Source organism: Diaphorobacter sp. JS3051 (assembly GCF_015832135.1).
Taxonomy (GTDB): domain Bacteria; phylum Pseudomonadota; class Gammaproteobacteria; order Burkholderiales; family Burkholderiaceae_C; genus Diaphorobacter; species Diaphorobacter nitroreducens.
The window spans coordinates 2,253,629-2,272,843 of record NZ_CP065406.1; the positions used below are offsets into that span (position 1 = coordinate 2,253,629).

A 19,215-nucleotide genomic window follows, 5' to 3' on the forward strand; every position below is an offset into this window, starting at 1 on the left:
CTTTTGGCACCAAACTTCAATCCAGCTTCACGCCCGTGGCGGCAATGATCGGCCCCCAGCGCCGCGCCTCGGCGCGGGCCAGCGCGTGGAACTGCTCGGGCGTGCCGGCCAGCGGTTCCATGCCAAAGGCCCGCATGCGCTCCACCACCTCGGGCGCGGCCAACGCCTGGTTCAGCGCGGCATTCAGCCGTGCGGTGATGGCCGTCGGCAGCCCGGCCGGGCCCAGCAGGCCCTGAAACGCATAGACCTCGGCATCGGCCACGCCCACCTCTGCCAGCGTGGGCACGTGCGGCAGCGCGGCCGCACGCCGGGCGGCGCCGATGGCCAGCGCCCGCACCTTGCCCGACTGGATCACCGGCAGGCCGGCCGCAAGGTCCAGGAACATGCAGGGCACCTGGCCACCCATCACGTCCTGCACCGCCGGGGCCGCGCCGCGATAGGGGATGTGCGTGAGGAAGGTCTGTGTGCGGTGCTTGAACAACTCCATCGCCAGGTGGTGCGGCGAGCCGTTGCCGGGCGAGGCGTAGTTCACCTGGCCGGGGTGGGCCTTCACATAGGCCAGGAAGTCCTGGAAGGTCTGCGCCGCGAACGCCGGATTCACCACCAGCACCAGAGGAAAGCGCGACAGCCCGCCGATGTACGTGAAGTCCTTGTCCGGGTGGAAGGGCAGCCAGCGGTACAGGTGCTCGTTGTAGGCCAGCAGCGCGTTGTCCGCCGACATGACGGTGTAGCCGTCCGGCTTGGCGGTGGCGACGATCTGGCTGCCGATGTTGGTGGACGCGCCAGGCCGGTTGTCCACCACGATCTGCTGGCCCAGCCCGCCGCGCATGGCCTCGGCCACGGTGCGCGCCAGCACGTCGGTGCCGCCGCCCGCCGGGTAGGGCACCACCCAGCGGATGGGTTGGCTGGGATAGCCCGTGTCGGCGCGTGTCCACGGCGCCGCCGCCGTGGCGGCACAGGCCGCCAGGAAGGTTCTGCGTTCCATCGGTTGTCTCCTTGCTCTTTTATTCATAGCTGCTCGCGCTTGATGGACGAGCGCTACGGCCCAAAATGACCTCAAACTACTGCGGCGCGGCAATGGTCTGGTCAATGGCGCCGAACAGGCTCTGGCCGGCCTTGTTCTTCATCTCGATGCGGATGGTGTCGCCATAGCGCATGAACTCGGTGCTGGGCTGGCCGTCCTGGATGGTCTCGATGCAGCGCTTTTCGGCAATGCAGCTGTAGCCCTTGGCCCAGTCCTTGTTGCTCACCGTGCCGCTGCCCACGATGGAGCCGGCGCGCACGTTGCGTGTCTTGGCGATGTGCGCGATGAGCTGGCCGAAGTGGAAGGTCATCTCCGGCCCCGCGTCGCACATGCCCACCTTGCGGCCGTTCCAGGTGGACTGCAGCGTGAGGTGCACGCGCCCGCCCTGCCAGGCGTCGCCCAGCTCGTCCAGCGTCACCGCCACGGGGCTGAAGGCCGTCGCCGGCTTGGACTGGAAGAAGCCGAAGCCCTTGGCCAGCTCGGCCGGGATCAGGTTGCGCAGGCTGACATCGTTGGCCAGCATCACCAGGCGAATGCCTTCCAGCGCCTGCTCGGGCGCCGCGCCCATCTTCACGTCGCCGGTGATCACGGCGATCTCGGCCTCGAAGTCGATGCCCATGGCCTCGCTGGGCACCACCACGTCGTCGCAGGGGCCCAGGAAGTCGTCGCTGCCGCCCTGATACATGAGCGGGTCGGCGTAGAAGCTCGCCGGAACCTCGGCGCCGCGCGCCTTGCGCACCAATTCCACATGGTTGATGTAGGCCGAGCCGTCCGCCCACTGGTAGGCGCGTGGCAGCGGCGCCATGCACTGGCGCGGGTCGAACGGGAACGGATGGCGCGCGCGGCCGGCGTTGAGCTGGTCATACAGGTCCTGCAGCTGGGGCGCCATGAAGTTCCAGTCGTCCAGTACCTGCTGCAGGCGGCTGGCGATGCCGGTCGCATAATGGGCCGTGCCCAGATCGCGCGACACCACGACAAGCTGGCCGTCGCGCGATCCGTCTTTGTAGGTAGCAAGTTTCATGGGCCTGGGTCTCCGGGTGAATGCATCGCCTGCGCCGCGCGAGCCCTCTCGCCTGGCACAAATTACGATCCAGTAAATTGATTTAACTAAACAAAACTCCAAAATTCTAGTGCAGATGGACAAGGAACGCGTCGGCATTCAGTCGGTGGAGGTCGGGTTCGCGCTGCTGGACGCGCTGTCGCGCGCCCGCGGGCCGCTGATGCTCAAGGACCTGGCGCAGGAGGCCGGCATGAGCGCGGCCAAGGCCCACCGCTACCTGGTGAGCTTTCAGCGCCTGGGCCTGGTGGTGCAGGACGCCCGCAACGCCCGTTACGACCTCGGCCCTGCGGCACTCAAGTTAGGGCTTGCTTCGCTGGCACGCCTCGATGCCATGCGGCTGGCGCGCGAGCGCATGGCGCCACTCATGGATGCGCTGGGCCACACACTGGCGCTGGCCGTCTGGGGCAACCATGGACCGACCATCGTGCACTGGGAGGAGGCACCACGCGCGCTCACGGCCAACCTGCGCCTGGGCGACGTGATGCCGCTGCTCAGCTCCGCCACGGGCCGCTGCTTTGCCGCTTACCTGCCACGCGAGAAGACCGCCGCGCTGCTGGCCGAGGAACTCGCGCTCGCCACCCGCCAGGGCCGCGCCGACCTGCCGCAAGACGAGGCCGGCGTGCAGGCACTGCTGCACGAGGTGCGCGAGCGCCGCTGCGCGCGGGTGCTGGACACGCTGCTGCCGGGCATCCACGCTTTCTGCGCACCCGTGTTCGACGCCGGCGGCCACCTGGCCCTGGCCATCACCACCCTGGGCCCCGCCGCCACATTCGACGCCGCCTGGGGCGGCGCGATAGAGGCCCCGCTGCGCGCCGCGGCCGAGCAGCTCTCGCGCGACCTGGGTCACGCCGCCACACCCGGCTGAACGCATGCCGCGCCGCGCCCTGCTGCTGCTGACCGCCGTGGTACTGGCCCTGCACTGGCTGGTGCTGGTCGGGTTGCCGCGGGGCGGCACGGACCAGGGCGCGCCGCAGCGGCTGGCCTTCCATACGCGGATGGTGGAGCCCCCGCCTCCGCCGCCTCCGCCGCCGCCTCCCCCGGAACCCCAGGCCGCACCAGTGCCGCCGCCGGCCTCCAAGCCGCGCCCCCGTCCCGTGCGCAAGCCACCGCCGCCGCCCGTGGAGGCACCGCCTCCCACGCAGCACCCTGAGCCCGCACCAGCCACGGAGGCGCCCGCGCAAGCCGCACCCTTTCCCGCGGAGCCCCCTGCCGAGGTGCCGGCCGATTCCTCCGCCCCAACCCCCGAAGTGCCGGCGGACGCCGCGGCGCCCCAGGCACCCTCCGCCCCCCTCTCCCCAGCCAGCGATCCGGCCATGCCCGCAATGGCCGAAGCCGCCAGCGCGTCCGCGCCAGCCGCCGCATCGCAGCCGGCGCAGCCGGCGCAGGAGGCGTCCGCGTTGACCGCAGGCGTGGAGATCCTGCCCCCCGGCGCCGCGGGTGCCGTGGCCGGCACCGAGCCGCCCCCGGTGCGCCTGCCGCCCTCGGCGCGGCTGGCGTTCGACGTGACGGGCGAGGTGAAGAAGTTCCACTACAACGCCAGCGCCGAACTGCTGTGGCGCCAGGACGGCACGCAGTACGAGGCGCGCCAGCAGATCAAGGCCTTCTTGCTGGGAGCGCGCTCGCAAAGCAGCGTGGGCCAAATCACGCCGCAAGGGCTGCGCCCCACGCGCTTCGGCGACAAGTCGCGCAGCGAGCGCGCAGCGCATTTCGACTTCGAGCGCGGCGAGGTGATCTTCAGCGCCAACGCCCCGCGCGCGGCCATCGGCAGCGGCGCCCAGGACCGGCTGAGCGTGTTCATCCAGCTGGGCGCCCTGCTGGCCGCCGCTCCCGAACGCTACCCCCCTGGCACCCGGATCACGCTGACCACCGTGGGTGCGCGCAGCGCCGAGCGCTGGACCTTCACCGTGGAAGGGCCGCAAACGCTGGAGCTGCCCGCCGGCCGCACGCCCGCGCTCAAGCTGCAGCGCCTGCCCCGCCCCGACCAGCGTTACGACCAGAAGGCCGAACTCTGGCTGGGCACGGACATGGGCTATCTGCCGGTGCGCATCCGCCTCACGCAAGCCAACGGCGACTTCGCCGACCTGTCCCTGAGCCATCACGACACGCCCTGATGCCGGCATTTGCCGCGGGCGGCGGGCGCGTCCCGGCGTGGGACAAGGCCGCGACCGCGCACGAAGGCCGCCACGGCCACTTTTCCGTGGAATACTGGTCACAGCGGCGGGGCGCGGGGGCTTGAACTCTGCCGATCCGCTGCAATCTGACAGGCATACCGATAGGGGGACACGCCATGAATATGCTCTACGACTCTGACTCCTTTGTGGTGGTCCACATGCTGGCAGACGCAACCCCCGACAGCGCCAGCGACGCCGCCACACCCGCCGTTCCACAACTGGTGCGCCATGGCTTCGAGATCGTGGACAAGCGCTCCGGCAAGGAGGTGTACCTGGATGGCTCCTGGGCCGAGATGTTCCAGCAGCAGATCCTGGCCTGGCAGCGCAACACGCCCACCCAGGAAGAAGTGGAGGACACGCTGGATGGCTATGTCGGGCTCGCGCAGAACCCGGTGATCGTGCACTGACGCGGCACCAGAGTTTCGGGGGCCAGGCCCCCGTTGCGGTCCGCTCCGGGCGGGTCGCCCCCGGCGGGTCGCCGCCCCGTGAGGGGCACAGCGCGCCGTGGCCTTGGCCACGGCGCCTTTTTTTTGGGGGCCGCCCGCTGACGAACAGCGGCGCGCAGCCGCCCGTCCGATTGAGAAGAAAAATGGCTCTAGCGCTTATCCATCAAGCGGTAGCAGCTCATATTTCAATAGCAATCAACGCACGCCGCGGCGACGCGCCATCTCCTGCCCCATGGACTGCTGTGCGGGGTCGTCCAGCAGCGCGCGCGCGGCGGGATAGATGCGGTCGTCTTCATGGCGCAGGTGATCGTCGTAGCACTGCGCAAACCGGTCCAAGGCCGTCTCGTGCTGCGGCGTGAACGCCTGCACGGCCCCGTCGGCCAGCGCCTGCAACCCCACGCGCGCGGCAGCCCAGCGTTCGGCCATCAGCACATGGTCCCGCTGCAGCTGGCGCACCAGGTCCTTCAGCGCGGCGTCGCCACCGGCCAGCAGGGGCGGGAAGACGTGGAGTTCCTCGTCCTCGTGGTGCAGCGGGGCGGCGATGTCGAAATAGCGCAGCACGTCGCGCGCCGCCTGGCGGGCGGAGTCGTCGCAGGCGTGCGTCTTGAGGTAGTCGCGCAGGCGCTGCAGCAGGTCCAGCGAGCGGCGTACGCGGTCATGGCAGGCGCCCAGCATCTCGAACGGCTCGTCAAAGCCCGCGCCTGGCGTGTGCAGACCGGGCAGGGACACACGGCTGGCCATGGCGTCAGCCCAGCCGCACGGGCTGGCCGTCGCGGTTGAAGGGCAGATAGGCGCTGAAAGCGCCCGTTTTCACGGCCTCCACCATGCGGCGCAGCACCTTGTCGGCGTCGTCGTCGGACGGCGCCTGCGCCGCCGTGCCCGACAGCGCCGCGGTGAACACCAGGCGCCAGGGCTGGCCCGGCTGCTCGAACTGCTGCGACTCGCGCACCAGCGCGTCGAACGACTCCAGCTCCTCGGGCAGCTTGTCCACGCACATCAGCGGCACCAGCACCCCGCCCTCGCCCTGCGCGAAGCGCTCGCGCTGCTCCGGCGTGGCCTCGTCGGGCAGCTCTGTACCGGCAAACACGAACAGCAGGCGCTGGCGCTCGCGGTGGCTGCGCGCGGCGCGCAGCAGGTCGTCAAAACTGTTGATCTCGGTTTTCACTTGCATTCATTCCCCTTGTTGCGGCCAAGGCTGCACGCCCCGGCCGGGCACCAGCGTGCCCACATACTGCGCCGGCACGGGCCGCGCGCGCACGGGCTTGCGCGACACGACCGTTCCCACGCTCACGAAACACAGCGCGCGCTCGCCTTCGCCCAGCGCGAACAGCCCGCGCAGCGCCTGCGACTGCAGCGCCTTGCCGCTGGTGAGCGCGGAGCCAAAACCCAGCGCGGTCGCCATGAGCAGCAGGTTCTGCACCGCGCAACCCGCGGACACCAGCCGCTCACTGGGTGCGATCTCGGGATCGCCCCCGCATTCGTCCACCACCACCAGCAGCAGCACGGGCGCGCGCAGGGCCTTCTCGCGCGCCTGCTCCTGCTGCTCGGGCGTGGCCTGCGCGTCGCGCTCGCGCAGCGCATCGGCAAACGCCTGGCCCAGCGCCGCGCGGGCCGCGTCGGGCACCAAGACAAAACGCCAGGGCAGCAGACAGCCATGGTCCGGCGCATGCGCGGCCGCGGCCAAAATGGCCTGCAGCTGCGCGGCGTCCGGCCCCGGCGCGCCCAGCCGCTTGGGCAGGATGGTCTGGCGCGCCTGCAGCAGCGCGGCGGCCAGTTCCGCCGTGGCGGCTGCATTGTTCAAGGCCTGTGGAGGCACCGGTCTCTCCTGTTCCATGGCATTCACCCCGGCCGGCCATCGGCGCGCAGCCGGCCATACCAGCCCATGAGGCGCAGGCCCCACACCGCCATGATGCCAGCCCACAGCAGGGCCGCGACGGCCAACAGCACGGGCGACCAGGGCCATGGCGCGCTCGCCGCCAGCCGCACCACGGTCGCCAGTTGCAGCACCCAGAACAGCGTCCAGACCAGGCGATCCGCCACCAGCGCGCGGCCGCCATGGCCGCAGGACACGCGCGTGACCATGGCGAGCATGAGCGAGCCCAGGCACCCCATGGTGAGCGCATGCAGCGCGCCCAATTCCCCGGCAGCGCTGCCGTAGAGACCCTGCGCCCCGTGCGCTAGGCCGTGGCCCACGAAGGCCAGCCCCAGCCAGATGAAGCCGATGTGCAGCATGGCCAGCAAGCGCTGCGCCAAGCTCTGCAGCAGGCCCCAGCGGTAGGCCAGCCACAGCAGCACGGCCCCCACCGACAACTCCAGCGCGCCACGCACCAGCAGCCCGGCCGTGTCGAGCGCGGGCGCCCAGCCAAGCCACGGCAGCCAGACGGCGAGCGCCTCGGCCACCACCGCGGCAAGCATCAGCCACAGAACCCAGAAAGGGCGCCATGCCTGCGCCATAGGCAGCACGGCCGAGGTGAAGAAAGGAATCATGCGGTGCGCCACCACCACGAAGACCGCGGCCACGAACCCCCACAGCCCGGTCAGCACCCAGGCACGCGCCAGGTCGCCACGGCCGCCGGCCAGGCTCAGCCCCAGCGCCGCGATGCACACGCAGCCCACCAGGCAGGCCGCGGCAATGGCGCGCGCATGCAAACGGTCCTGCAGCGTGCTGCGCTGGACCAGGCGGATGAAAAGCACCGTCATCCATGCCAATCCCAGGAACGCGGCAGCGCAGCCGGCGAGCGCCGCCAACAGCCCCCAGGAACCGCCGGCGAGCCACACCAGCCAGCCGCCGGCCTGCAGCAGCAGGGGCGGCATGACGCGGGAGACCGGCCAGGGCTCGACATGCAGCCACTTCGGTCCCGCGGTGAAAAGAAAGCCGGCGAAAAACAGCGGCATGAAGCCAAACGTCATCACCGCCGCGTGCACCAGCGACGGCGCCACACCGTATGGCAATGCCAGCGCCCCGCTCACGCGGTCGATCTGCACCAGAGCCCACCACAGGCCCGAGGCCATGAGCAGCAGCATCGCCAGGAAGAACCCCAGTCGGTGCGGCGCCAGCATGAGGTAGCGCGGCCGCCAGCGCCGGTCCAGCCGCGCCAGCGCCTCGGCCGAGGGCCGGCCCGGCGCGGCGGGCTCGCTGCGCAGGGGCACGGTGCGGCGCCGCGCTTCAGTCATGGGCGTGGGCCTCGCCCAGTGTGGCCAGCGCGCACCTCAGTCCACCAGCACTTGCCCATCATGTTCCACATACGGCGCATACGGGCCCGTGCCGCTGCTCTTGGCCTTGGACGCCGCCACGAAGCCGCCGGTGGCCACGTCGAACACGTGGACCTCGCCCTCCTCGATCACGTAGTGCCAGCCATGCAGCGCAATGCTGCCGTCCTCAACGCGGCGGCGCACCATGGGGTACTCCATGAGGCGTTCCAGTTGCAGCACCACGGCGCGCTGCTCGGTGCGGCGCAGGGCTTCGGGGCCGGGCTGCACGGGCAGCGCGGCCTCGCGGCCCAGGTCCAGCCAGCGCTGCAGGTTGCGCGCCTCGGGCGAGACCTCGCCATACAGCGCCTTGATGGCGCCGCAGTGGCTGTGGCCGCACACGACGATGCGGCTCACATGCAGTTCGAGCACCGCGAACTCGATGGCGGCGGCCGTGCCGTGGTGGCCGTAGGAGCCGTCGTAGGGCGGTACGAAGGCCCCCACGTTGCGCACCAGGAACAGCTCGCCCGGTCCTGCCCCCGTCAGCAGGTAGGGCAGCAGACGGGAATCCGAGCACCCGATGAACAGGGTCGTCGGGTGTTGCCCCTCGTCCACGAGCGTCTGGAATTGCTCGCGGTATTGGGGGAAGGCATCCAGATGGAAGCGGCGCAGCCGTTGCAGCAGCTCGTCGTCAGGCATGGGTGTCTCCCCTGCCTGGCGCTACTGCACCAGCGGCGTATCGGCCGCATCGAGGTGCACGCCCTCGACCTCGGCCTCGCCCGCCAGCAGCTGCAGGTACTGGCGCAGCGCGTTGACCCACGCCTGCTGGCGCAGCATGAGCGCCACGCTGGCGCGCACCTGCTCGAAGGGCAGCTCCTGGCCCGGCTGGCGCTCGCACACCTCGACCACGTGCAGGCCGAAGCGGCTGTGCACCAGGCGCGAGAGCACGCCCACTTCCTGCGTGCCGAACACCTCGCGCGCGAACTCGGGCGCGCAGTCCTCGGCCGACAGCCAGCCCAGATCGCCGCCCTCCTGCCCGCTGGGGCAGTTGGACCACTGGCCCGCCGCGGCGGCAAAGCGCGCGCCGTCATCGTCAGCGCAACGCAGATCCAGCAACACGCCTTCGGCGCGCTGGCGCAGCAGCTTCACATCCACCCCCGGGGTGACCGCGAACAGCACGTGGCGCATCCGCACGCGCTCGCCCTGCCCGCCCAGCGTCGGGTGGGCGGCGTGGTAGCGGCGGCAGGCCTCCTCGGAGGGCTCGGGCACTTGCAGGGCCTGGTCGAGCAGGCGCTCGATGGCCTGCGATGCCTCGGCGCTGGTGGCGCCGTCCAGGCCCGGCGCGTCGTCTTGCGACAACAGCCCCTCGCGCTGCGCCTGCTGGCGCAGCAGCTCGGTGCAGGCGCGCTGGCGCAGTGCATCGGGCGGCAGGATCTCGCCGTCGGCGTGCAAAGGCACGCCATTGATGCGGGCCACCGGGGCGGCGTCTTCCTGTGGGAGGTTGTCGGTGCTGCCGGCGCAGCCGCAGCCGCCCGATCCGCAGGTGGTGTTGCTCATGGGGTTCTCCTGGAGGCTGGGAGGCCGAAAGCCGATTTAAGAGAAATTGGCCTCCAGCCCGCTACCAGCAAGCGCTGGCAGCTATTTACTTCATAGCGCGTTGCGATTGCCCGGCTGGTTGTGGCCTGCGGGCAGGTTCATGCGGCGGGCGCGCACCAGTTGGTACGGGCGCGTGATGTAGGCCAGTGTGCCAAACCCGCTCCACACGTGCACCAGGCGGGTGAACGGGAAGATCAGGAACACGGTCATGCCCAGGAACATGTGCGCCTTGAACACCCAGCCGGCATTGGCCAACAGTTCCACGGCGCCGCCGCGGAAGGTGACGATGCGTTGCGCCCATTCGGCCAGCAGCATCATCATGGAGCCGTCCAGGTGCTGCGCCGACAGCGGAATGGTCGCCAGGCCCAGGGCCAACTGCACCCACAGCACCCACAGCAGCAGGATGTCGCTGGTCTTGGAGGTGGCGCGGATACGCGCGTCCGTCAGGCGGCGGTGCAGCAGCAGCGTCACGCCGATGAAGCCCAGGATGCCGGCCACGCCGCCCACGACCATGGCCATGATCTGCTTGGCGCCTGCGCTCATGAAGGGCTCGTACAGCGCGTGCGGCGTGAGCATGCCCACGAAGTGGCCGAAGAACAGGACCAGCACGCCCACGTGGAACAGGTTGCTGCCCCAGCGCAGGCTGCCGCGGCGCAGCAGCTGCGAGGAGTCGCTCTTCCATGAGTACTGGTCGCGGTCGAAGCGCGCCCAGCTGCCGATGAAGAAAACGGCCAGACAGATGTAGGGGTACAGGCCGAACAAGAGGTTGTCGATCCAGGCGGTCATACCGAGGCTCCTTGGGACGAGTTGGCGCGTGCGTTGCGCACGAAATGCAGGGGTTGGGGCTGGTCCGGGCGGTTCTGGCCGCGGGTGGCGCAGCCGTCGAATGCCTCGGGCTCGGCCCAGGCGTCGTCCAGGCCCGGCTCGGGCGCGATGGCGACGGCCTGCACGCGCTGGCCGGCGACTTCGAGCACCGCCGCGATCACGCAGGCGTAGGGGTTGCCCTTGCTGGTCAGCGCGGTGAACAGCGCATTGAGGATGTGCGCCATCTCGCCAAGGAATTCGCGCGCCACCGCCGGCGGCTGGGTGGAGGCGAATTCCAGCACCACCGCCAGATGGTCGGGCAGTTCCTGCGCGTCGAACTGCAGGCCGGCCTTCTCGTAGGTTTGCATCAGGTCGATGAGCGCGGGGCCGCGCTCGCGCGAGTCGCCGTGCACGTGCTCGAACAGGTGCAGCGAGGTCTGGCGGCCGCGGTCGAAGGTGTCGACGTAGCGCGCCTCGGCCTCGTAGGGCTCCATGGCACACAGTTGGCGGCACAGGGCTTCGATCTCCTGCATGCGCGCCTCGGGCAGGGCGCGCTCCAGCCGCAACGCGTCCAGCAGCGCCGGCGCATTCGCACGCAGCGCGGCATCGGGATAGCCCAGCAGGTGCGCCAGCGCACGCAGCGTCAGGCGCAGGGATTCAGGCGTTTTCTGGAACATGGCAATTCTTCCTTTCGCCTCAGACCGTGGCCTTGATGGGGATGGTGCGTCGCTTCTTGCCACCGAACATGCTCACGTCCGTGGAGCCGTCGGAGCAGCCGTTGCCGAACGAGAAGCCGCAGCCGCCGCGCAGGTCGAATGCGTTCTCGGCGTACTCGCGGTGCGCCGAGGGGATGACGAAGCGGTCTTCGTAGTTGGCGATCGCCATGACCTGGTACATGTCTTCCACTTCATGCACCGTGAGCCCCACCTGTTGCAGCACGGCCAGGTTCTGCTGACGGTCCACATGCATGCCGCGCTGGTAGGCGCGCATGGCCAGCATGCGCTCCAGCGCCAGCACCACAGGGCCGGTGTCGCCGGCGGTGAGCAGGTTGGCCAGGTACTGCACGGGGATGCGCAGCTGCGACACGTCGGGAATCTCGCCATTCACGCCCAGGTGGCCGGCGTTGGCCGCCGAGGTGATGGGCGACAGCGGCGGCACGTACCACACCATGGGCAGTGTGCGGTACTCGGGGTGCAGCGGCAGTGCGATCTTCCAGTCCACGGCCATCTTGTAGACGGGGCTGTTCTTGGCGGCTTCCAGCCAGGCGTCGGAGATGCCGTCGGCTTTGGCCTGGCGGATCACGTCCGGGTCGTTGGGGTCCAGGAAGATGTCCAGCTGCGCCTCGTACAGGTCGCGGTCGCGCTCCACGCTGGCGGCTTCCTGGATGCGGTCGGCGTCATACAGCAGCACGCCCAGGTAGCGGATGCGGCCCACGCAGGTCTCGGAGCACACCGTGGGCTGGCCCGCCTCGATGCGCGGGTAGCAGAAGATGCACTTCTCGGCCTTGCCGGTCTGCCAGTTGTAGTAGATCTTCTTGTAGGGGCAGCCCGAGACGCACATGCGCCAGCCGCGGCACTTGTCCTGGTCGATCAGCACGATGCCGTCTTCCTCGCGCTTGTAGATCGAGCCCGAGGGGCACGATGCCACGCACGCCGGGTTCAGGCAGTGCTCGCACAGGCGCGGCAGGTACATCATGAAGGTGTTCTCGAACTGGCCGTACATGTCCTTCTGGACCTGCTCGAAGTTCACGTCGGCGCTGCGCTTGGAGAACTCGCCGCCCAGGATTTCTTCCCAGTTCGGGCCCCACTCGATCTTCTCCATGCGCTGGCCCGTGATCAGGCTGCGCGGGCGCGCCGTGGGCGCGGCCTTCATCTCGGGGGCCGACTGCAGGTGGTCGTAGTCGAAGGTGAAGGGCTCGTAGTAGTCGTCGATCTGCGGCAGGTTGGGGTTGGCGAAGATGCGCATCAGCAGCTTCCACTTGCCGCCCTGGCGGGGGGCGATGGAGCCGTCCGGGTTGCGCACCCAGCCACCGTTCCACTTGTCCTGGTTTTCCCATTCCTTGGGGTAACCGATGCCGGGTTTGGTCTCGACGTTGTTGAACCACGCGTATTCCATGCCAGGGCGGCTGGTCCACACGTTCTTGCAAGTGACCGAGCAGGTATGGCAGCCGATGCACTTGTCCAGGTTCAGCACCATGCCGATTTGTGCGCGAATTTTCATCGTGTCTCTCCTTGTCGCTCAGGCGTGGGCGGCGCTGGTGGATGCCTCGTCGTCCATCCAGTCGACGCGGCGCATCTTGCGCACCAGCACGAACTCGTCGCGGTTGGTGCCGATGGTCCCGTAATAGTTGAAGCCGTAGCTGTACTGCGCGTACCCGCCGATCATGTGCGTGGGCTTCAGCACCACGCGCGTGACGGAGTTGTGGATGCCGCCGCGCGTGCCCGTGATCTCCGAGCCCGGGGTGTTGATGATCTTTTCCTGCGCGTGGTACATGAGCACCATGCCCGGGTTCACGCGCTGGCTGACCACCGCACGTGCCGCAATGGCGCCGTTGGCGTTGAACAGCTCCACCCAGTCGTTGTCCACGATGCCGCCGCGCTTGGCGTCGTCCTCGCTGAGCCAGATCACCGGGCCGCCGCGGTTGAGCGTCAGCATGTGCAGGTTGTCGCTGTACGTGCTGTGGATGCCCCACTTCTGGTGCGGCGTGATGAAGTTCAGCGCGATCTCGGGATTGCCGTTGGGCATCTTGCCCTCGACCTCGTGCAGTGCCTTCAGGTGCACCGGCGGACGGTAGCTCACGAAGCCCTCGCCGAAGTCGCGCATCCAGGGGTGGTCCTGGTAGAACTGCTGGCGACCGGTGAGGGTGCGCCATGGGATCAGCTCATGCACGTTGGTGTAGCCGGCGTTGTAGCTGACCTTCTCGCTCTCCAGCCCGCTCCATGTGGGCGAGCTGATGATCTTGCGCGGCTGCGCCTGGATGTCGCGGAAACGGATCTTCTCGTCCTCGCGGTGCAGCGCCAGGTGCACGTGTTCGCGTCCGGTCTGCTTGCCCAGGGCCTCCCAGGCCTTGCAGGCCACGTGGCCGTTGGTCTCGGGGGCGAGCATCATCACCACTTCGGTGGCGTCAATATCGCTCACGATGCGCGGACGGCCCTGCGTGACGCCTTCCTCGCGCACGCGGCCGTTGAGGTCGCCCAACTGCGCCACTTCGGTCTCGGTGTTCCAGGCAATGCCCTTGCCGCCGTTGCCCACCTTGTCCATCAGGGGACCTAAGGCCGTGAAGCGCTTGTAGGTGTTGGGGTAGTCGCGCTCGACCACTGTCACCTGCGGCGCGGTGACGCCGGGGATCAGGTCGCACTCGCCGCGCTTCCAGTCTTTTACGCCGTAGGGCTGGGCCAGCTCGGCCGGGGTGTCGTGCATGATGGGTGTCAGCACCACTTCTTTTTCCACGCCCAGGTGGCCCACGCAGACTTCGCTGAAGGCCTTGGCGAAGCCCTTGTAGATCTCCCAGTCGCTGCGCGACTGCCATGCCGGATCGACAGCAGCCGACAACGGGTGGATGAAGGGATGCATGTCACTGGTGTTGAGGTCGTTCTTCTCGTACCAGGTGGCCGTGGGCAGCACGATGTCGCTGTACAGGCAGGTGGTGCTCATGCGGAAGTCCAGCGTGACCAGCAAGTCCAGCTTGCCCTCGGGCGCATTGGCGTGCCACTTGACCTCCTGCGGCTTAGCCTCGTCCTTGCCGAGGTCCTTGCCCTGCACGCCGTGGGTGGTGCCCAGCAGGTGCTTGAGGAAGTACTCATGCCCCTTGCCCGAGCTGCCCAGGATGTTGGAGCGCCACACGAACATGTTGCGCGGCCAGTTCATGGGGTTGTCGGGGTCTTCGCAGCTCATGGTGAGCGAGCCGTTCTTGAGCGACTGCACCACATAGTCCTTGGGATCCACGCCCTTGGCCTGTGCGTCACGTACCACCTGCAGCGGGTTGGTCTGCAGCTGCGGCGCGCTGGGCAACCAGCCCATGCGCTCGGAGCGCACGTTGAAGTCGATCATCGAGCCCTGGTAGTCCTTGGGGTCTGCCAAAGGCGAGAGCACTTCTTCGACGCCCAGCTTTTCGTAGCGCCACTGGTCGGTGTGGGCATAGAAGAAGCTGGTGGAGTTTTGCTGGCGCGGCGGGCGAATCCAGTCCAGCGCAAAGGCCAGCGCCGTCCAGCCGGTCTGCGGGCGCAGCTTTTCCTGGCCCACGTAGTGCGACCAGCCGCCGCCGCTTTGGCCGATACAGCCGCACATCATCAGCATGTTGATGATGCCGCGGTAGTTCATGTCGCAGTGGTACCAGTGGTTCATGGCCGCGCCGATGATCACCATGGACTTGCCATGGGTCTTGTCGGCGTTGTCGGCAAACTGGCGCGCAATGGCGATCACCTGGTCGCGCGGCACGCCGGTGATGCGCTCTTGCCAGGCCGGGGTGTAGGGCGCGTTGGCGTTATATCCACCCTCCTCGCCGCCGTCTTTTTCTTCGCCCGGCAGGCCGCGCAGAACGCCGTAGTTGGCTGCCTGCAGGTCAAACACCGTGGCCACGGCCACGCGGCCGGATACGCCCTCGCCCTGCAGGTCCAGGTGGGTGATGGGCACGCGGCGCACGATGACGTCGCCGCCCTGGTCGTTGGACTGGAAGTTGGGCGTGTCGATACCGCCAAAGTACGGAAAGGCAACGTCCGTCACGTCATGCGCCTGCGCGCCGTCCTCCAGCACCGACAGCTTGAGCTTGACGTCGTTGCCGGTGCGCGCCTCTTTGGACTCCAGGTTCCACAGGCCCTTGTCGTCGCGCCCGTCCTTGCCCCAGCGAAAGCCGATGGAGCCGTTGGGCAGCGCCACCCGGCCGTCCACATCGTAGGCCACGGTCTTCCAGTCGGGGTGGTTGCTCTGGCCCAGCTTGTCGGCAAAGTCGCTGGCGCGCACGTAGCGGCCCGGCACCATCACCGTGCGGCCGTCGGGCAGCTGCTTTTCTTGCAGCACCACCAGCAGCGGCAAGTCGGTGTAGCGGCGCGCGTAGTCATCAAAGTACGCGGAGCGCTTGTCAAAGTAGAACTCTTTCAGGATCACATGCCCCATGGCCATGGCCACGGCGGCGTCGGTACCCTGCTTGGGGTGCAGCCACAGGTCGGCCAGCTTGGCCACCTCGGAGTAGTCGGGCGTCACGGCCACGACCTTGGCGCCCTTGTAGCGCACCTCGGTAAAAAAGTGCGCATCCGGCGTGCGCGTCTGGGGCACGTTGGAGCCCCAGGCAATGATGTAGTTGGAGTTGTACCAGTCGGCCGACTCGGGCACGTCTGTCTGCTCGCCCCACACCTGCGGGCTGGACGGCGGCAGGTCACAGTACCAGTCGTAAAAGCTCATCGGCACGCCGCCGATCAGGTTCAGGTAACGGCTGCCCGCGGCGTACGAGATCATCGACATGGCCGGAATCGGCGAAAAACCAATGATGCGGTCCGGCCCGTGCTTCTTGATGGTGTAGACGTTGGCCGCAGCAATCATCTGGTTAACCTCGTCCCAGGTGCTGCGCACAAAGCCGCCCAGGCCGCGCTGCTTCTGCCATTCGCGGCGCGCGCTGTCGTTCTCGACGATGGCGGCCCAAGCGTCCACAGGGCTCTTGGCGATGGCCAGTGCGGCGCGCCAGTGCTTGAGCAGGCGGCCACGCACCATGGGGTATTTCACGCGATTGGCGCTGTACAGGTACCAGCTGTAGCTGGCGCCGCGTGCGCAGCCGCGCGGCTCATGGTTGGGCAGATCGGGACGCGTGCGCGGGTAGTCGGTCTGCTGTGTTTCCCACGTGACGATGCCGCCCTTGACGTAGATCTTCCACGAGCAACTGCCCGTGCAGTTCACACCGTGGGTGGATCGCACGATCTTGTCATGCGCCCAGCGGTCGCGATAGGCGTCTTCCCATGTACGGTCTTCGCCGTTGGTCTGGCCGTGGCCCTGCGAGAAGGTTTCGCGCGGCTGCGCAAAGTACGAGAGGCGGTCTAGGAAATGGCTCATCGTGGGACTCCTTGGAAATCGTTGTAGTGGCGTGGCTCAGCAGGGCATCTCTGCATGCTTGCGAGAGTAGTACCACCAAGTGATGATGATGCAGAGAACATAGAAAACGGCAAACATCCACAGCGCGAATTCGGGACCGCCCGTCGCGGCGATGGAGCTGCCATAGCTCTTGGGAATGAAAAAGCCCCCGTAGGCGCCCAGCGCTCCGGCGAAGCCCACCGCGGCCGCGCCTTCGGTGTTGCCATCCTTGATGGCTTGGGCGCGCGATGCTTCGTCATCGGTGCGCAACTCGCGCAGCTTCTGGGTCAGAAATATCACGGGGATCATGCGGAAGGTGGAGCCGTTGCCGATGCCGGTGGTGAAGAAGAGCACCAGGAACATCAGGAAAAAGCCCGTGAAGCTGCCTTCAGCCGGGCCAAAGGGCAGCGCAAAACCGCCCGAGCCCTTGGGCAGGAAAAACAGAACACCCACCACGGCCAGCGCCATGACGAGGAAGTTCCAGACCGTGACCCGGGCACCGCCCACCTTGTCGGCCAACCAGCCACCGAGCGGACGCACCACGGCGCCCACCAGCGGACCCAGCCAGGCGTAGGCCAGGGGGTTGACTTCAGGGAAGAGCGCCTTGATCAGCAGCGGAAAGCCTGCGGCAAATCCGATGAACGAACCGAAGGTGCCCAGGTACAGCACGCACATGATCCAGTTGTGCTTGCGCTTGAAGATGGCCGCCTGCGCGGCGAAGCTGGCACGCGCATCGGCAATGTCGTTCATGCCGAACCACGCCGCCACCGCGGCCAGTGCGATCCAGGGCACCCAGATGAAGGCGGCGTTCTGCGCCCACACCATCTGCTCCTGGCCATTCTTCACGATGGTCTGGGGCTCCCCGCCAAAGATACCGAAGATGCCTGCCGTAATGACCAGCGGGCTCAGGAACTGCACCACCGACACCCCCAGGTTGCCCAGGCCGGCGTTCACACCCAGCGCGGAACCCTTGCGCTCCTTCGGGAAGAAGAAGCTGATGTTGGCCATGCTGGAGCTGAAGTTGCCGCCGCCCAGGCCGCACAGCAGCGCCAACAAAAGCATGGTGGGGTAGCTGGTGGTGTTGTCCTGCACCGCATAGCCGATGCCGATGGCGGGGATCAGCAGCGACGCGGTGGACAGCGCAGTCCAGCGGCGGCCGCCGAAGATGGGCACCATGAAGGAATAGAAGATACGCAGCGTGGCGCCGGACAACGCCGGGGCGGCAGCCAGCCAGAACAGCTGGTTGGTCGAATACTTGAAACCCAGCGCCGGCAAGTTCACGGCGACCACACTCCAGACCTGCCAGATGGCGAAGGCCAGGAACAGTGCGGGCACCGAGATCCAGAGATTGATCTTGGCGACAGCCTCGCCCTCTCGCGCCCAGAAGGACTTGTCCTCGGGGGTCCAGAGCGTGAGCACCCGGCCTTTGCGGCCGCTGCCTTGCGAAACGGTGTTGGTGGACATGTGGGATTTCCGGTGGGGATCAGTGGGCAGCCGGGGCGGCGTTGTGAGACTTCATCACGTCGGTGCGGCGCACCTCGGTGAAATACATCCAGATCAACGAAACCCATACCACGCCGTACATCAGCATGAAGGCACTGGAGCGGATGCCCGTCCAGTCCATGAGCATGCCGAACAGGATGGGCAGGATGAAGCCGCCCATGCCGCCCGCCAGGCCCACGATGCCGCTGATGGCGCCGATGTTCTTGGGGTAGTCGTCGCTGATGTACTTGAACACGCTGGCCTTGCCGAAAGCCCAAGCGATGCCCAGGACGAACAACAGCGCGGTGAACATGTATACGTTCAAGCCGACGTGCAGGGTGATGGGTCCGTTGACGGTCTGGATGGTGAAGTCGGTCTGCGGGTAGGACAGCAGGAACAGGCAGATCCAGCTCACCCACATCACCCACCAGGTCACGGAGTGCGCCCCGAACTTGTCGGACAGCACGCCGCCGATGGCGCGCAGCACGCCGCCCGGCAGCGAGAAGCAGGCTGCCAGCAGCGCCGCCACACGGATGTCAAGGCCGTACTCACCGACGTAGTACTGCACCATCCACAGGGAAAGCGCCACATAGCCACCGAACACGATGCTGTAGTACTGGCAGTACTTGAGCACCTTGGGGTCCTTCAGTGCCTTGAGCTGCTCGCCAAAGGACACGTTGCTGGGTACCAGGTGTGCCGGGTCGCTGTGGCTGAACAGCCAGAACAGCACCAGCGTACCGAGCATGATGGCGGCATACACATGCGGCACGGCCGCCCACCCGAAGGCCACCAGGATCACGGGCGCCACGAACTTGTTCACGGCCGCGCCCGAGTTGCCCGCGCCATACACGCCCATGGCCATGCCCTGGCGGTGCTTGGGGAACCACCGGGCCACATAGGGCGTACCGACCGAGAACGAGCCGCCGGCCAAACCGACGAACAGGCCGATCACGAGGAAATGCCAGTATTCGGTGGCGTAGCCCATCATCCAGATGGCGGGAACGGTGGCGGCCATGAGCAACGCCATCACGATGCGGCCGCCGTAGCGGTCGGTCCAGATACCCAGCGGCACGCGCACCAGCGAGCCCGTGAGCACGGGCATGGCCGTGAGCAGACCGAACTGGGTGGAGCTCAGGTTCAGCATCTTCTTGATCGGGATCCCGATGACGCCGAACATCATCCAGACCATGAAGCAGACGGTGAAGGCGAGCGTGCTCACGATGAGCACTGACCAGGCTTTGCGGGTATGGCGTGGATCTTCGCCGATGGTTGAGGCGCTCGGCGCGGCGCGCTGGGGCAGTTGAGCCATTGCAGATGTCCTCTCTTGGGTACGGTGCAATGGTCCCGCAACTGGCCGTGCCTGCACATCCTTCGCTGGGACACCGC

At 67.7% G+C, this 19,215-nt stretch carries 17 protein-coding genes; 3 read left to right on the forward strand and 14 right to left on the reverse strand.

Annotated features, from left to right (window positions below; translation table 11 throughout):
• Positions 1–16: 16 nt before the first annotated feature.
• Together I3K84_RS10775 and I3K84_RS10780 are read right to left on the reverse strand one after the other, a co-directional pair.
• Positions 17–985 carry a tripartite tricarboxylate transporter substrate binding protein gene (locus I3K84_RS10775; RefSeq protein ID WP_196994487.1) on the reverse strand — a complete coding sequence of 323 codons (969 nt, stop codon included), beginning with the start codon at positions 983–985 and terminating at the stop codon, positions 17–19.
• Positions 986–1,061: 76 nt separating this feature from the next.
• Positions 1,062–2,045 carry a fumarylacetoacetate hydrolase family protein gene (locus I3K84_RS10780; protein WP_196994488.1) on the reverse strand — a complete coding sequence of 328 codons (984 nt, stop codon included), beginning with the start codon at positions 2,043–2,045 and terminating at the stop codon, positions 1,062–1,064.
• A 115-nt stretch (positions 2,046–2,160) separates the two neighbouring features.
• Between I3K84_RS10780 and I3K84_RS10785 the strand changes: the two genes are divergently transcribed.
• From I3K84_RS10785 to I3K84_RS10795, 3 genes are all read left to right on the forward strand, one after another.
• On the forward strand, positions 2,161–2,949 hold the full coding sequence (locus I3K84_RS10785; RefSeq protein ID WP_047350255.1) for an IclR family transcriptional regulator: 789 nt from the start codon (positions 2,161–2,163) through the stop codon (positions 2,947–2,949).
• Positions 2,950–2,953: 4 nt separating this feature from the next.
• Positions 2,954–4,195 carry a DUF3108 domain-containing protein gene (locus tag I3K84_RS10790; protein WP_196994489.1) on the forward strand — a complete coding sequence of 414 codons (1,242 nt, stop codon included), beginning with the start codon at positions 2,954–2,956 and terminating at the stop codon, positions 4,193–4,195.
• Between the two features lie 176 nt (positions 4,196–4,371).
• On the forward strand, positions 4,372–4,662 hold the full coding sequence (locus I3K84_RS10795) for a DUF3567 domain-containing protein (RefSeq protein ID WP_011803906.1): 291 nt from the start codon (positions 4,372–4,374) through the stop codon (positions 4,660–4,662).
• A 234-nt stretch (positions 4,663–4,896) separates the two neighbouring features.
• On the opposite strand, the gene I3K84_RS10800 is transcribed toward I3K84_RS10795, so the two are convergent.
• From I3K84_RS10800 to I3K84_RS10855, 12 genes are all read right to left on the reverse strand, one after another.
• Positions 4,897–5,442 (reverse strand): hemerythrin domain-containing protein, encoded by a 546-nt coding sequence (locus I3K84_RS10800; RefSeq protein ID WP_103738173.1) that lies wholly within the window; start codon positions 5,440–5,442, stop codon positions 4,897–4,899.
• Between the two features lie 4 nt (positions 5,443–5,446).
• Entirely contained in the window at positions 5,447–5,872 is a 426-nt protein-coding gene (locus I3K84_RS10805) for a hypothetical protein (protein WP_011803904.1), read from the reverse strand.
• Complete coding sequence (locus I3K84_RS10810) at positions 5,873–6,535, reverse strand: nitroreductase family protein (RefSeq protein ID WP_011803903.1); 663 nt, start codon at positions 6,533–6,535, stop codon at positions 5,873–5,875.
• Positions 6,536–6,540: 5 nt separating this feature from the next.
• Positions 6,541–7,875 carry an NnrS family protein gene (locus I3K84_RS10815; RefSeq protein ID WP_196994490.1) on the reverse strand — a complete coding sequence of 445 codons (1,335 nt, stop codon included), beginning with the start codon at positions 7,873–7,875 and terminating at the stop codon, positions 6,541–6,543.
• A 36-nt stretch (positions 7,876–7,911) separates the two neighbouring features.
• A complete protein-coding gene (locus I3K84_RS10820; protein WP_011803901.1) occupies positions 7,912–8,589 on the reverse strand; it encodes a carbonic anhydrase in 678 nt (225 codons plus the stop codon).
• Between the two features lie 21 nt (positions 8,590–8,610).
• A complete protein-coding gene (locus I3K84_RS10825) occupies positions 8,611–9,447 on the reverse strand; it encodes a peptidylprolyl isomerase (protein WP_172205677.1) in 837 nt (278 codons plus the stop codon).
• 90 nt (positions 9,448–9,537) lie between these two features.
• Positions 9,538–10,272 (reverse strand): respiratory nitrate reductase subunit gamma, encoded by a 735-nt coding sequence (narI, locus tag I3K84_RS10830; RefSeq protein WP_011803899.1) that lies wholly within the window; start codon positions 10,270–10,272, stop codon positions 9,538–9,540.
• Positions 10,269–10,967: a nitrate reductase molybdenum cofactor assembly chaperone gene (gene narJ / locus I3K84_RS10835; protein ID WP_011803898.1), complete on the reverse strand. Its 699-nt coding sequence runs from the start codon at positions 10,965–10,967 to the stop codon at positions 10,269–10,271. Before narJ ends, narI begins: the two co-directional genes overlap by 4 nt.
• 19 nt (positions 10,968–10,986) lie before the next feature.
• A complete protein-coding gene (gene narH, locus I3K84_RS10840) occupies positions 10,987–12,510 on the reverse strand; it encodes a nitrate reductase subunit beta (protein WP_196994491.1) in 1,524 nt (507 codons plus the stop codon).
• 18 nt (positions 12,511–12,528) lie between these two features.
• Positions 12,529–16,329 (reverse strand): nitrate reductase subunit alpha, encoded by a 3,801-nt coding sequence (locus I3K84_RS10845; protein ID WP_196994492.1) that lies wholly within the window; start codon positions 16,327–16,329, stop codon positions 12,529–12,531.
• Positions 16,330–16,365: 36 nt separating this feature from the next.
• Complete coding sequence (locus I3K84_RS10850) at positions 16,366–17,811, reverse strand: NarK family nitrate/nitrite MFS transporter (protein ID WP_196994493.1); 1,446 nt, start codon at positions 17,809–17,811, stop codon at positions 16,366–16,368.
• Positions 17,812–17,830: 19 nt separating this feature from the next.
• Positions 17,831–19,138: a nitrate/nitrite transporter gene (locus I3K84_RS10855; protein WP_196994494.1), complete on the reverse strand. Its 1,308-nt coding sequence runs from the start codon at positions 19,136–19,138 to the stop codon at positions 17,831–17,833.
• Between the last annotated feature and the right edge of the window lie 77 nt (positions 19,139–19,215).

Coding starts and splice junctions, on each gene's coding strand:
- I3K84_RS10855 (WP_196994494.1), bottom strand. CDS start 19,138: ATGGCTCAACTGCCCCAGCGCGCCGCGCCGAGCGCCTCAACCATCGGC.
- I3K84_RS10845 (WP_196994492.1), bottom strand. CDS start 16,329: ATGAGCCATTTCCTAGACCGCCTCTCGTACTTTGCGCAGCCGCGCGAA.
- I3K84_RS10795 (WP_011803906.1), top strand. CDS start 4,372: ATGAATATGCTCTACGACTCTGACTCCTTTGTGGTGGTCCACATGCTG.
- narI (WP_011803899.1), bottom strand. CDS start 10,272: ATGACCGCCTGGATCGACAACCTCTTGTTCGGCCTGTACCCCTACATC.
- I3K84_RS10785 (WP_047350255.1), top strand. CDS start 2,161: ATGGACAAGGAACGCGTCGGCATTCAGTCGGTGGAGGTCGGGTTCGCG.
- I3K84_RS10810 (WP_011803903.1), bottom strand. CDS start 6,535: ATGGAACAGGAGAGACCGGTGCCTCCACAGGCCTTGAACAATGCAGCC.
- I3K84_RS10825 (WP_172205677.1), bottom strand. CDS start 9,447: ATGAGCAACACCACCTGCGGATCGGGCGGCTGCGGCTGCGCCGGCAGC.
- narH (WP_196994491.1), bottom strand. CDS start 12,510: ATGAAAATTCGCGCACAAATCGGCATGGTGCTGAACCTGGACAAGTGC.
- I3K84_RS10800 (WP_103738173.1), bottom strand. CDS start 5,442: ATGGCCAGCCGTGTGTCCCTGCCCGGTCTGCACACGCCAGGCGCGGGC.
- I3K84_RS10815 (WP_196994490.1), bottom strand. CDS start 7,875: ATGACTGAAGCGCGGCGCCGCACCGTGCCCCTGCGCAGCGAGCCCGCC.
- I3K84_RS10790 (WP_196994489.1), top strand. CDS start 2,954: ATGCCGCGCCGCGCCCTGCTGCTGCTGACCGCCGTGGTACTGGCCCTG.
- I3K84_RS10780 (WP_196994488.1), bottom strand. CDS start 2,045: ATGAAACTTGCTACCTACAAAGACGGATCGCGCGACGGCCAGCTTGTC.
- I3K84_RS10820 (WP_011803901.1), bottom strand. CDS start 8,589: ATGCCTGACGACGAGCTGCTGCAACGGCTGCGCCGCTTCCATCTGGAT.
- I3K84_RS10805 (WP_011803904.1), bottom strand. CDS start 5,872: ATGCAAGTGAAAACCGAGATCAACAGTTTTGACGACCTGCTGCGCGCC.
- I3K84_RS10850 (WP_196994493.1), bottom strand. CDS start 17,811: ATGTCCACCAACACCGTTTCGCAAGGCAGCGGCCGCAAAGGCCGGGTG.
- I3K84_RS10775 (WP_196994487.1), bottom strand. CDS start 985: ATGGAACGCAGAACCTTCCTGGCGGCCTGTGCCGCCACGGCGGCGGCG.
- narJ (WP_011803898.1), bottom strand. CDS start 10,967: ATGTTCCAGAAAACGCCTGAATCCCTGCGCCTGACGCTGCGTGCGCTG.